Here is a 12,695-nt window from a genome sequence, read left to right as displayed (position 1 = left end):
TGCGCCGAACGGTCGGACCGTCCGGTTCGCCTCCGCCTCCGGGACCGCGGTGTGCTCGCGGCCGGTCCGAGACGTCGCTGCGCGAACCCTTGCCGCTCCCACCACCATACTGTAGACAATATTCAGTCGACAGAGTTCGGCAGTTCCTCGGTACCCTCGACCGAACGGAGCTCCCTCACCATGAAAGTCGCAGTCCTCGGCGCCGGTGCGATCGGCGCCTACGTCGGCGCAGCGCTCCACCGCGCGGGCGCCGACGTGCATCTCGTCGCCCGTGGACCGCATCTCGCGGCCATGAGGCGGGACGGGGTGCGGGTGCACAGTCCACGCGGTGACTTCACCGCCCGCGCCCACGCCACCGACGACCCCGCCGAGATCGGCCCGGCCGACTTCGTCTTCCTGGGCCTGAAGGCCAACTCGTACGCGGCGTGCGGGCCGCTGATCGAGCCTCTGCTGCACGACGGCACGGCGGTGATCGCCGCCCAGAACGGCATCCCCTGGTGGTACTTCCACCGGCACGGCGGACCCTACGACGGCCATCGCGTCGAGAGCGTGGACCCCGGCGGCGCGGTCAGTGCGGTGCTCGCGCCCGAACGGGCCGTCGGCTGCGTCGTGTACGCGGCGACCGAGCTCGAAGGACCGGGCGTCGTACGGCACCTGGAAGGCACCCGGTTCTCGATCGGCGAGCCCGACCGCAGCGTCTCGGCGCGGTGCGCCGGGTTCAGCGATGCCATGCGGGCGGGCGGGCTGAAGTGCCCGGTGGAGCCGGACCTGCGCAATGACATCTGGCTCAAACTGCTGGGCAACATCTCCTTCAATCCGATCAGTGCCCTGTCCCGCGCCACCATGCGGCAGATGTGCCTGCACGGCGGCACCCGCAAGGTGATCGAGACCATGATGGCCGAGACGCTCGCCGTCGCCGAGGCCCTCGGCTGCGAGATCGGCGTCTCCATCGAACGCCGGATGGCCGGCGCCGAGAAGGTCGGCGACCACCGCACCTCCACGCTCCAGGACCTGGAGCGCGGCAAGCCGCTCGAACTCGACGTGCTCCTCGCGGCGGTCGTCGAACTGGCGGAGATCACCGGCGTCCAGGTGCCCACCCTGCGCACCGTGCACGCCATCTCGGACCTGCTCGCGCTGAGGAGCGCCGCATGAACGCTGAGGAGCGCCGCATGAACGCTGGGGAGCAGCGCATGAGGAAACGCGACCGAACTCCGAAGACCTACACCCGGCTCACCCACCCCCTGGTGCGCGACTCCCGCGACGCGCCCTTCCGGCCGGCGACCTGGGAGGAGGCCCTGGACCGCGCGGCCTGGGGCCTCGCCCGCCATCGCGGCGCGTTCGGCATGTTCTCCTGCGCCCGGGCCACCAACGAGATGAACTACGTGGCGCAGAAGTTCGCCCGGGTCGTCATGGGCACCAACAACGTCGACTCCTGCAACCGCACCTGTCACGCGCCGAGCGTCGCGGGTCTGACGGCCGCCTTCGGCTCCGGCGGCGGGACGTCGTCGTACGAGGAGATCGAGCACACCGACGTCATCGTGATGTGGGGCTCCAACGCCCGCTTCGCGCACCCGATCTTCTTCCAGCACGTGCTGAAGGGCATCAGGAACGGCGCCCGGATGTACGCGGTCGACCCGCGCCGCACCTCCACCGCCGAGTGGGCGGAGAGCTGGCTCGGGATCGACGTCGGCACGGACATCCCGATGGCACACGCGATCGGCCGCGAGATCATCCACGCGGGCCTGGCCAACGAGGCGTTCGTCCAGCGGGCGACGAGCGGCTTCGAGGAGTACCGGAAGCTGGTCGAGCCCTGGACCCTGTCGCTCGCCGAGAAGGTGACGGGCGTACCGGCCGCCGCCATCAGGGAGTTGGCGCACGCCTACGCCCGCGCCGAGCGCGCCCAGCTGTGCTGGACCCTCGGCATCACCGAGCACCACAACGGCACCGACAACGTGCGGGCGCTGATCAACCTGTCGCTGCTGACCGGCCATGTCGGGCGGTACGCCTCCGGGTTACAGCCGCTGCGCGGGCAGAACAACGTGCAGGGCGGCGGCGACATGGGCGCGATCCCCAACCGCCTGCCCGGATTCCAGGACATCCTCGACCCCGAGTCCCGGCTGAGGTTCGAGTCGGCGTGGGACACCGTCATCCAGCCGCACTACGGGCTGAACCTGACGGAGATGTTCGAGGCGATGGAGGAGGGCACGCTGAAGGCCGTCTACTGCATCGGGGAGAACCCGGCGCAGTCGGAGGCCGACAGCGAGCAGGCCGTACGGCGGATGCGGCAGCTGGACTTCCTCGTCGTGCAGGACATCTTCCTCACCAGGACGGCCGAGCTGGCGGACGTCGTGCTGCCGGCGACCGCCGGCTGGGCGGAGACGGACGGCACCACCACCAACAGCGAGCGGCGGGTCCAGCGGGTGCGCCGGGCCCTCACCCCGCCCGGCGAGGCCCGCGAGGACATCGACATCCTCTGCGAGCTGGCGGGCCGCCTCGGCCACGACTGGAAGTACGCCGACTCCGAGGCCGTCTGGAACGAGCTGCGCTCGGTCTCCCCGGACCACTACGGGATGACGTACGAGCGCCTGGAGGAGCACCAGGGCATCCAGTGGCCCTGCCCGAGCACCGAGGAACTCGAACCCACCTATCTGCACGGCCGGTTGTGGGAGACGGATCCCCGGCGACGGGGCGGGCGGGCGCCGTTCGGGATCGTCCGGCACGATCCACCGGTCGATCTGACCGACGAGAGCTATCCGATCCGGCTGACCACCGGACGGCGGCTCGACTCCTACAACACCGGCGTGCAGAGCGGGAGTTTCGCCTCCCCGCTGCGCCGCGGCGAGTTCGTCGAGCTGTGCCCGGAGGACGCCGAGCGCTACGGGGTCGTCGTCGGCGAGGAGGTACGGGTCGCCTCGCGGCGCGGGGCGGTCGTGGCCCCGGTGTGGATCGACACCGCGCTGCGCCCCGGGCTCGCCTTCATGACCATGCACTTTCCCGACGAGGTGGACACCAACCAGCTGACGATCGAGGCCAACTGCCCGATCGCGGGGACGGCGGAGTTCAAGGCGTCGGCGATCCGGATCGAGAAACTTCCGGTAGTGACCTACGTGAGGTGACGCAAGTGGACCTGCGCTTCGGTGACAGCAAACCCACGGATGACGAACGGGCGGCCGTGGACGCCCTGCTGGGCCCGCCCGAGTCCTCCTGGGAGGGCGCGGACCGCTCCGACGCCGACCTGAGGTGGGCCCGTGGCGGGCGGGCGGCCCGGGACCGCCGCGACCTGCTGCTGCCGGGGCTGCACGCGATCAACGACCGGGTGGGCTGGATCAGCGAGGGCGCCCTCGACTACCTGTGCCGACGGCTGACCGTGCCGCCGGCGGAGGCGTACGGCGTCGCCACCTTCTACGCGATGTTCTCGGTGAAGCCCCGCCCGGCGACCGTGCTGCACGTGTGCACGGACCTCGCCTGCGCGACCGCCGGGGCGAGTGAGCTGTGCGCGGGCGTCGAGTCCCGCCTGGGCCCCGGCAGCGGGGTCGCGGTCGAGCGCAGCCCCTGCCTCGGCCTGTGCGAACGCGCCCCGGCGGCCCTCGCGGTCAAGGCGGGCGACCCGGTGCGTACGGCGGTCTCGGCGCCGGCGACCGTCGAGGCGGCCGTTCTCGCCGCGAGCGCGCCGGACTCGGCGCCCGAGGAGGGGCCGGCGTCGCTGGCGGTCCCCCAGGCGGGGCAGGACGGCCTGGTCCTGCTGAAGCGGGTGGGGGTCGTCGACCCGTCGTCGCTGGACGACTACCGCGCCCACGGCGGCTACACCGCCCTGCGCCGGGCCTTCGCGCTCGGCCCCGCCGGGGTGATCCGCGAGGTCACCGACTCCGGGCTGGTCGGGCGGGGCGGCGCCGCCTTCCCCACCGGCCGCAAGTGGCAGGCCACCGCGTCCCAGCCCGACCGTCCGCACCACCTGGTGTGCAACGCGGACGAATCGGAGCCGGGCACCTTCAAGGACCGGGTGCTCATGGAGGGCGACCCGTACGCGCTGGTGGAGGCGATGACGATCGCGGGGTACGCGACCGGAGCGCACCACGGGTACCTCTATCTGCGCGGCGAGTACCCGCGGGCGCTGCGCCGGATGCGGCACGCCGTCGAGCAGGCGCGGGCCCGGGGGCTGCTCGGCGACGACGTCCTGGGCCAGGGCTACGCCTTCGACATCGAGATCCGGCGGGGTGCGGGCGCGTACATCTGCGGCGAGGAGACCGCCCTGTTCAACTCGATCGAGGGCTACCGGGGCGAGCCCCGCTCGAAGCCGCCGTTCCCGGTGGAGAAGGGCCTGTTCGGCAGGCCGACGGTCGAGAACAACGTGGAGACCCTGGTCAACGTCCTGCCGGTCCTGACGATGGGCGCGCCGGCGTACGCGGCGATCGGCACCGAGAAGTCCACGGGCCCGAAGCTGTTCTGCGTGGCGGGGAGCGTGGCGCGCCCCGGCATCTACGAGCTGCCGTTCGGCGCGACGCTGGGCGAGGTGCTGGAGCTGGCCGGGGTGCGCCCGGGGCTGCGGGCGGTCCTGCTCGGCGGGGCGGCCGGCGGGTTCGTACGGCCCGACGAACTGGCCGTCCCGCTCACCTTCGAGGGCACCCGGGCGGCGGGCACCACGCTCGGCTCGGGCGTCGTCATGGCCTTCGACGACACCGTCCCGCTGCCCCGGCTGCTGCTGCGGATCGCCGAGTTCTTCCGCGCCGAGTCCTGCGGGCAGTGTGTGCCCTGCCGGGTGGGGACGGTACGGCAGGAGGAGGCGCTGCACCGGATCGTGGAGCGCACGGGGGCGGCCGCCGCCGACGACATCGCGCTGCTCAGGGACGTCGGCCGCGCGATGCGGGACGCCTCGATCTGCGGTCTCGGGCAGACCGCGTGGAACGCCGTGGAATCCGCCATCGACCGTCTGGGGGCGTACGAATGACCGTGACACCGCTGGGGATCCCGCGCCGGCTGCTGGAGTTCACCGTCGACGGCGAGGCGGCCCGGGTCCCGGAGGGCTCGACGATCCTCGCCGCCTGCCGGGCGGCCGGGAAGGACGTCCCGACCCTGTGCGAGGGCGACACGCTGCGGCCGAAGAACGCGTGCCGCGTGTGCGTGGTCGAAGTGGAGGGCGCGCGCACGCTCGTGCCCGCCTGCTCCCGCCGCGCCGAGCCGGGGATGGTGGTGCGCACGGACACCGAGCGCGCCCGGCACAGCCGCAAGATCGTCCTGGAGCTGCTGGCCTCCTCGGTCGACCTGTCCACGACACCGATGGTCGCTGAGTGGATCAAGGAGTACGAGGCGAAGCCGGACCGGTTCGGCCCGGACGCGGCCCGGCTGAACGAGGAGCCGAAGATCGACAACGAGCTGTACGTCCGCGACTACGACAAGTGCATCCTCTGCTACAAGTGCGTCGACGCCTGCGGTGACCAGTGGCAGAACACCTTCGCGATCTCCGTGACCGGCCGCGGTTTCGACGCCCGGATCGCCGTGGAGCACGACGCGCCGCTCACCGACTCGGCGTGCGTGTACTGCGGGAACTGCATCGAGGTGTGCCCGACGGGGGCGCTGTCGTTCAGGTCGGAGTTCGACCGGCGCGAGGCCGGAACCTGGGACGAATCTGCACAGACCCGTACCACCACGGTGTGCGCGTACTGCGGAGTGGGCTGCAATCTGACCCTGCACGTGCAGGACAATGAGATCGTGAAGGTCACCTCACCGCACGACAATCCGGTGACCCACGGCAACCTCTGCATCAAGGGCCGCTTCGGCTACCAGCACGTACAGAACCGGGGCTGATCACATGGGACGTGTCACCGAACGACGCAAGGTGCTCCGCATACGCGACGGGGCGGTCTCCACCCGGCCGGACACCCTGGTCGCGGAGGAACCGATGGAGATCCGGCTCAACGGCAAGCCACTGGCCATCACCATGCGCACGCCCGGTGACGACTTCGCGCTGGCCGCGGGTTTCCTGGTCAGCGAGGGTGTCCTCGCCGAGCAGGACGACCTCCAGAACATCGTGTACTGCGCGGGCGCAACCGCCGACGGCTCGAACACCTACAACGTGGTGGACGTGCGCACGGCCCCCGGTGTCACGATCCCCGACATCACCCTCGAACGGAACGTGTACACCACCTCGTCCTGCGGCCTGTGCGGCAAGGCGAGCCTGGACGCGGTCCGTACGACGGCCCGCTGGCCGATCGCCGACACTCCCCCGGTCCGGGTCGAGACCGAGCTGCTCGCGAGCCTCCCCGACCGGCTGCGCGCGGCCCAGCGGGTGTTCGACCGGACCGGAGGGCTGCACGCGGCGGCCCTGTTCGCCGAGGACGGCGAACTGCTCGACGTCCGGGAGGACGTGGGCCGGCACAACGCGGTCGACAAGCTGGTCGGCCGCGCCCTGCAGAGCGGCGCCCTGCCGCTGTCCCGGGCGATCCTGCTGGTGTCGGGCCGGGCGTCCTTCGAGCTGGCGCAGAAGGCCGTGATGGCGGGCATCCCGGTCCTGGCGGCGGTCTCGGCGCCCTCCTCGCTGGCGGTGGATCTGGCCGCCGAGTCGGGGCTGACGCTGGTGGGCTTCCTGCGGGGCAGTTCCATGAACGTGTACGCGGGGGAGGACCGCATCGCCCTGCGGACCGCGGCCGCCCGCGGGTGACCCGGTCTCCCCGCGGCACGGCGGCGGGGCCCCGGCCGGCGGGGAGCGCCCCCTGCGCCGCGGGGCCCCGCCTCAGCCTCCGGAGCCTCCGGTGAGCCGCAGCCGCTCGGCCCGTACGACCGACCCCAGCCGGGGGAAGTCGAGCCGGACCGACGCCTCGTGCTCGGCCTCGGTGAACGCGGTCATCGCGTCCTCGACGAAGACGAGGTCGTAGCCGAGGTCGCCGGCGGCGCGGGCGGTGGACTCGACACCGAGGTTGGTGGCGATCCCGCCGAACACCAGGGTGGTGACGCCGCGTTCGCGCAGCCGGCCGTCCAGGCCGGTGCCCTGGAAGGCGCCGATCGTCCGCTTGACGATCTCCACGTCGCCGGCCCGGAGCAGCCCGGGGACCAGTCCGCTGCCGGGGGGCTGCTCGGCGACCCCGGGGCGTTCGACGCGGACCAGGACGACGGGCGCGCCGGCCGCGCGGAAGGCGTCCGCCAGCTTCTCGGCGACGGACAGCACTTCGGTGCCCTTGTGGGGCGCCAGGGGAAGCGCGACGATCCGGTCCATCAGGTCGACGAGGACGAGGGCGGTGCGCGCGGGGTCGAGTGCGACAGGTGCGGTCATGACGGAACGTTATCCGCCATGAGCCCTCCGTACCGGACATCCGGCTCGAATGTCCGGGAAATCGAATGTGTCCGGGAACCGGAGGCCGTCCGCGTCCCCGACCGGGGTTCCGGCTCACCCCCCGACCGGGTCATGGCGCGTTCCCGAGCGCGTCCCGGCTCACGCCGCGGCACGGGTCCGCCCGGTGACCGGCTCGCGCGGTGGGTCCAGGGGATCGCGGGCCCGCCGCTTGGCGATGACCGCGCACACCATGAGCTGCATCTGGTGGAAGAGCATCAGCGGCAGCACCGCGAGGGAGGCGTGCGCGCCGAACAGGACGCTCGCCATGGGCAGTCCGGAGGCCAGGGACTTCTTGGAGCCCGCGAACTGGATCGCGATCCGGTCCTCGCGGTCGAACCGCAGGGCCTTGGCGCCGTACCAGGTCAGGGCCAGCATCACCGCGAGCATGACGGCCTCGACGGCCAGCAGCCCGCCGAGCCGGACCGGGCTCACCTGGTGCCAGATGCCCTGGACCATGCCCTCGCTGAACGCGGTGTAGACCACGAGGAGGATCGAGCCCCGGTCGACGAGCCCGAGCGCCTTCTTGTGCCGGGCGACGAAGCCGCCGATCCAGCGCCGCGCCACCTGGCCCGCCGCGAACGGCACCAGCAGCTGGAGCACGATCTCCACCAGGGAGTCGGCGGAGAACCCGCCGCCGCTGCCGCCGAGCAGGGCGGCCGCCAGCAGCGGGGTGACGACGATCCCGACCAGCGAGGAGAAGGAGCCCGCGCAGATCGCGGCGGGCACGTTGCCCCGGGCCATCGAGGTGAACGCGATCGACGACTGGATCGTCGAGGGGACCAGGGTGAGGAAGAGCAGCCCCTGGTAGAGCGGCTCGGTGAGGAACACCGGGACCAGTCCGCGGGCGGCCAGGCCCAGCAGCGGGAAGATCACGAAGGTGCAGACCAGGACCGTGAGGTGGAGCCGCCAGTGCCGCAGCCCGTCCAGCGCCTCCCGGGTGGACAGCCGGGCGCCGTACAGGAAGAAGAGGAAGGCGATGGCGGCCGTGGCGGCGCCGGAGGCCACGTCGGCGCCGGTGCCGCGGGCCGGGAACAGGGCCGCGAGCCCGACCGTGCCGAGCAACAGCAGGATGTAGGGGTCGACCGGCATCCGACTCGGCCACGTCAGGCGTTTCACGGTGCTCCACGTACGGATGAGAAGGGGTGCGAAGGCGTTGAGAAGGGGTCGAGAAGGGGTGGGAAGGCGTTGCGTCGGGGGCCGGAGGGCCCCTCTCCATCGTCCTCCTCGGGCCCGTGATCGGGAATCCGGCATACCGTTCTGACTGTCATCACGAATCGCGATCACCAGGGGTACGGTGGCCGGTATGTACGAGCCCTCCCATCTGCGGACGTTCCTCGCGGTGGCGCAGACGCTGAGCTTCACCCAGGCCGCCCGGCGGCTCGGGCTGCGCCAGTCCACCGTCAGCCAGCACGTACGGCGGCTGGAGGACGCCACCGGGCGGACCCTGTTCAGCCGGGACACGCACTCGGTGGAGCTGACCGAGGACGGCGAGGCGATGCTCGGCTTCGCGCGCCGGATCCTGGAGGTGCACGAGCAGGCGGCGGCGTTCTTCACCGGCACCCGGCTGCGCGGACGGCTGCGCTTCGGCGCGTCCGAGGACTTCGTGCTGACCCGGCTGCCGGAGATCCTGGAAGGCTTCCGGTACGACCATCCCGAGGTCGACCTGGAGCTGACGGTGGAGCTGTCCGGGACGCTGCACGAGCAGCTGGCCGCCGGGAAGCTGGACCTGGTGCTGGCCAAGCGGCGCCCCGAGGACCCGCGCGGCGAGCTGGTGTGGCACGACGAGCTGGTGTGGATCGGCGCGGAGCGGCTGCGCCTGGACCCCGAGCGCCCGGTCCCGCTCATCGTCTTCCCGCCGCCCGGCATCACACGCGCACTGGCCCTGGAGGCGCTGGAGCGGCAGGGACGGGCGTGGCGGATCGTCTGCACCAGCGGCAGCCTCAACGGGCTGATCGCGGCCGCCCGCGCGGGGCTGGGCGTGATGGCCCACTCCCGGGGCTTCGTCCCGCCGGGTCTGGTCCGGGTCCAGGAGCGGGCGGGGCTGCCGGAGCTGGGCCAGGTGGACTTCGTGCTGGTGCACGGCCGGCGGCAGGCCTCCGCCCAGGGCGCCGCGGACGCGCTGGCGGCGGCCATCCTGGCGGGCGGCGACCGGCTGCACCGACGGGGGCCGGCCGGTGCGCGAGGGACCGCCCGAGAGACCGGCCGGGGGACCGACCGGTGAGCGGTCCGGGCCCTCGGCGGGCGCCCCGCCCGTGGCCCCGACCGGTGAGCGGTCCGGGCCGTCGGCGGGCGCCCCGCCCGTGGCCGCCGCCGGGCCGTCGGGGGGGGCGTAAGCGGGTCGGGCAGATTCGGTGGAGATTACGGCACCGAAACTTACTCATCCGTCAGTTTCCTGTCCGACCCTTCCCCATGTGGCCCCATTTTCCGGCACTGACCAGCGCAGACGAGAGCATCGCTCGCTTTCCGCCCCCCTCCCGCCCCGCCCGAGGGTGGGGTAGCTTTCACGGCGCTGTGCAGCTATGAGATGCGGGGTGCGGGTTTGCGCGAGTTCACCAACCCTCCGTTGGCGTTGGCACCGCCGGTCGGCGGTCTGGCCGACGTGGTCTTCCAGCACGCCCAGGAGGACCCGCTGCACGTGGCGCTCGGCCGCAAGGACGAGCGCGGCGAGTGGCGGGACGTGACCTCGGCCGAGTTCCGCGACGAGGTCCTCGCCCTCGCCAAGGGCCTGCTCGCCCAGGGCGTCCGCTTCGGCGACCGGGTCGCCCTGATGTCCCGCACCCGCTACGAGTGGACCCTGTTCGACTTCGCGCTGTGGACGATCGGCGCCCAGGTCGTGCCCGTCTACCCGACGTCCTCGGCCGAACAGTGCTTCTGGATGCTGTACGACGCCGAGTGCACGGCCGCCATCGTGGAGCACGAGGACCACGCGATGACGATCGCCACCGTCATCGACCGCCTCCCCCGGCTGCGCCGGCTGTGGCAGCTGGACTCCGGCTGTGTGCAGCAGCTGTACGACGCGGGCGCGGCCATCGAGGACGAGGTGGTGCACCGGCACCGGGAGGCCGTCACCCCCGACTCGGTCGCCACCGTCATCTACACCTCGGGCACGACCGGCCGCCCCAAGGGGTGCGTGATCTCGCACGGCAACTTCATGTTCGAGGCGGACACCGTCATCGACCGCTGGGAGCCGGTGTTCCACTCCAAGAAGGGCGACGAGGCGGCGACCCTGCTGTTCCTGCCGCTCGCGCACGTCTTCGGACGGATGGTGCAGATCGCCGCGGTCCGCGGCAAGGTCCGCTTCGGCCACCAGCCCCAGCTGCACGCGGCCGCCCTGCTGCCCGACCTGGCCGCGTTCCGGCCGACGTTCTTCCTGGCCGTGCCGTACATCTTCGAGAAGGTGTTCAACGCGGCCCGCCGCAAGGCGGAGCGGGAGGGCAGGTCGGGGCCGTTCGAGAAGGCGGTCGAGGTGGCCGTGGCCTACGCGGACGCGGTGGAGGCGAAGGCGTGGGGCATCGGGCCCGGCCCGTCGGCGGGGCTGCGGATGCAGCACCAGTTCTTCGACAAGGTCGTCTACTCCAAGGTGCGCGCGGCGATGGGCGGCCGGGTCCGGCACGCCATGTCGGGCGGCTCGGCGATGGACCGCCGGCTGGGCCTGTTCTTCGCGGGCGCGGGCGTGCAGATCTACGAGGGGTACGGCCTGACCGAGTCGACGGCGGCCGCGACCGCCAATCCGCCCGGCCGCACCCGCTACGGCACCGTCGGGCAGCCCATTCCGGGCATGACCGTGCACATCGCGGACGACGGTGAGATCTGGCTGCACGGCGACAACGTCTTCCAGGGCTATCTGAACAACCCCAAGGCCACCGACGAGACCCTGCACGACGGCTGGCTGGCCACCGGCGACCTGGGCGCCCTCGACGAGGACGGCTACCTCACCATCACCGGCCGCAAGAAGGAGATCCTCGTCACCTCCGGCGGCAAGAGCGTCTCGCCGGGGCTGCTGGAGGAGCGGGTGCGCGACCATCCGCTGGTCAACCAGTGCATCCTCGTCGGCAACGACCGGCCGTTCGTCGCCGCCCTGATCACCCTCGACCCGGAGGCCGTCGAGCACTGGCTCCAGATGCGCGGCAAGCCGCCGCTGCCCCCGGCCGAGCTGGTGCGGGACGCGGACCTGGAGACGGAGGTGCGCCGGGCCGTGGTGGCCGCGAACACGCTGGTCTCCCAGGCCGAGTCCATCCGCACCTTCCGCATCCTCGCCCAGCCCTTCACCGAGGAGCACGGCCTGCTGACCCCGTCGCTGAAGCTCAAGCGCAAGGCCATCGAGAACGCCTACGCGGACGAAGTGGACGCCTTGTACCGCACGTGAGGCTCTGGGGTACGAATTCCGGGGTCAGGAATGCATCACGGGCCGTGATCGTTGACGATGGCAGTACCACTTTGACGGCCAACCGAAGGATCAAGAGCTCGTGAGCAGCAAGGTCCCCCCGATCATCCTCAACAACGGCGTCGAGATGCCCCAGCTGGGCTTCGGTGTCTGGCAGGTGCCGGACGACGAGGCGGAGCGGGCGGTCTCCACCGCGTTGGAGGCCGGGTACCGCAGCATCGACACAGCGGCGATCTACGGCAACGAGGAGGGCACCGGCAAGGCCATCAACGCCTCCGGCGTGCCCCGCCAGGACATCTTCGTCACCACCAAGCTCTGGAACAGCGACCAGGGGTACGACGCCACGCTCCGCGCCTTCGACACCTCGCTGGAGAAGCTGGGCCTGGACTACCTCGACCTGTACCTGATCCACTGGCCGCTCCCGGCGCGCGAGAAGTACGTGGACACGTACAAGGCGTTCGAGAAGCTGTACTCCGACGGCCGGGTCAAGGCCATCGGTGTCTCCAACTTCCTCCCCGAGCACCTCCGGCGGCTGATCGAGCAGACGTCGGTCATCCCGGCGGTCAACCAGATCGAGCTGCACCCGCACCTCCAGCAGCACGCCCTGCGCGAGCTGCACGCGGAGCAGGGCATCGCCACCGAGGCCTGGTCCCCGCTCGGCCAGGGCAAGGGCCTCCTGGAGGTCCCGGCGATCGTGGCCATCGCCCAGAAGCACAACCGCACCCCGGCCCAGGTCGTGCTGCGCTGGCACCTCCAGCTGGGCAACGTGGTGATCCCGAAGTCCGTGACGCCGTCGCGGATCCAGGAGAACATCGACGTCTTCGACTTCAGCCTGGACACCGAGGACCTGGCTGCGATCAGCGCGCTCAACGAGGACCGGCGCATCGGCCCGGACCCGGGCACCTTCGACATGGGCTGACCGGACGGACCGGACGGACCGGACGGACAGAGCGGGGGCGTGACCGTCGGGTCACGCCCCCGTCCTCG

At 71.8% G+C, this 12,695-nt stretch carries 10 protein-coding genes; 8 read left to right on the top strand and 2 right to left on the bottom strand.

What is annotated here, in order from left to right:
• Positions 1–180 precede the first annotated feature (180 nt).
• From ACZ6D7_RS07480 to fdhD, 5 genes are read left to right on the top strand one after another with little or no spacing between them, the layout of a single operon-like run.
• Positions 181–1,152 carry a 2-dehydropantoate 2-reductase gene (locus ACZ6D7_RS07480; protein WP_469484950.1) on the top strand — a complete coding sequence of 324 codons (972 nt, stop codon included), beginning with the start codon at positions 181–183 and terminating at the stop codon, positions 1,150–1,152.
• Positions 1,153–1,190: 38 nt separating this feature from the next.
• Positions 1,191–3,116, top strand: a complete 1,926-nt coding sequence (locus tag ACZ6D7_RS07475) for a molybdopterin oxidoreductase family protein (protein WP_469485999.1) — start codon at positions 1,191–1,193, stop codon at positions 3,114–3,116.
• 5 nt (positions 3,117–3,121) lie between these two features.
• Entirely contained in the window at positions 3,122–4,945 is a 1,824-nt protein-coding gene (locus tag ACZ6D7_RS07470) for an NAD(P)H-dependent oxidoreductase subunit E (protein WP_469485996.1), read from the top strand.
• Positions 4,942–5,802, top strand: coding sequence for a 2Fe-2S iron-sulfur cluster-binding protein (locus ACZ6D7_RS07465; protein ID WP_469484948.1), 861 nt, complete (start codon positions 4,942–4,944; stop codon positions 5,800–5,802). The genes ACZ6D7_RS07470 and ACZ6D7_RS07465 overlap by 4 nt, the downstream gene beginning before the upstream one ends.
• Before the next feature lie 4 nt (positions 5,803–5,806).
• Complete coding sequence (fdhD, locus tag ACZ6D7_RS07460; RefSeq protein WP_469484945.1) at positions 5,807–6,655, top strand: formate dehydrogenase accessory sulfurtransferase FdhD; 849 nt, start codon at positions 5,807–5,809, stop codon at positions 6,653–6,655.
• A 72-nt stretch (positions 6,656–6,727) separates the two neighbouring features.
• Here fdhD and ACZ6D7_RS07455 read toward each other — a convergent pair whose 3' ends face one another.
• Positions 6,728–7,264: an isochorismatase family protein gene (locus ACZ6D7_RS07455; RefSeq protein WP_469484942.1), complete on the bottom strand. Its 537-nt coding sequence runs from the start codon at positions 7,262–7,264 to the stop codon at positions 6,728–6,730.
• Positions 7,265–7,423: 159 nt separating this feature from the next.
• Positions 7,424–8,440 (bottom strand): bile acid:sodium symporter family protein, encoded by a 1,017-nt coding sequence (locus ACZ6D7_RS07450; protein WP_469484939.1) that lies wholly within the window; start codon positions 8,438–8,440, stop codon positions 7,424–7,426.
• A 187-nt stretch (positions 8,441–8,627) separates the two neighbouring features.
• Here ACZ6D7_RS07450 and ACZ6D7_RS07445 point away from each other — a divergent pair, with 187 nt between their 5' ends.
• The 3 genes from ACZ6D7_RS07445 (at position 8,628) to ACZ6D7_RS07435 (ending at position 12,627) form a co-directional block, all read left to right on the top strand.
• A complete protein-coding gene (locus ACZ6D7_RS07445; protein ID WP_469484936.1) occupies positions 8,628–9,545 on the top strand; it encodes a LysR substrate-binding domain-containing protein in 918 nt (305 codons plus the stop codon).
• 318 nt (positions 9,546–9,863) lie between these two features.
• Positions 9,864–11,690: an AMP-dependent synthetase/ligase gene (locus tag ACZ6D7_RS07440; RefSeq protein WP_469484933.1), complete on the top strand. Its 1,827-nt coding sequence runs from the start codon at positions 9,864–9,866 to the stop codon at positions 11,688–11,690.
• 100 nt (positions 11,691–11,790) lie between these two features.
• Positions 11,791–12,627, top strand: coding sequence for an aldo/keto reductase (locus tag ACZ6D7_RS07435; RefSeq protein WP_469484930.1), 837 nt, complete (start codon positions 11,791–11,793; stop codon positions 12,625–12,627).
• The last annotated feature ends 68 nt before the right edge of the window (positions 12,628–12,695 follow it).

Source organism: Streptomyces sp. NPDC041784 (genome assembly GCF_055591025.1).
Note: the sequence above shows the minus strand (reverse complement) of the source record. Positions and strands in the feature narration are given on the sequence as shown.

Excerpts from the sequence above, each read along its gene's own strand:
- ACZ6D7_RS07480 (WP_469484950.1), top strand. The coding sequence starts at position 181 with ATGAAAGTCGCAGTCCTCGGCGCCGGTGCGATCGGCGCCTACGTCGGC.
- ACZ6D7_RS07475 (WP_469485999.1), top strand. The coding sequence starts at position 1,191 with ATGAGGAAACGCGACCGAACTCCGAAGACCTACACCCGGCTCACCCAC.
- ACZ6D7_RS07465 (WP_469484948.1), top strand. The coding sequence starts at position 4,942 with ATGACCGTGACACCGCTGGGGATCCCGCGCCGGCTGCTGGAGTTCACC.
- fdhD (WP_469484945.1), top strand. The coding sequence starts at position 5,807 with ATGGGACGTGTCACCGAACGACGCAAGGTGCTCCGCATACGCGACGGG.
- ACZ6D7_RS07455 (WP_469484942.1), bottom strand. The coding sequence starts at position 7,264 with ATGACCGCACCTGTCGCACTCGACCCCGCGCGCACCGCCCTCGTCCTC.
- ACZ6D7_RS07445 (WP_469484936.1), top strand. The coding sequence starts at position 8,628 with ATGTACGAGCCCTCCCATCTGCGGACGTTCCTCGCGGTGGCGCAGACG.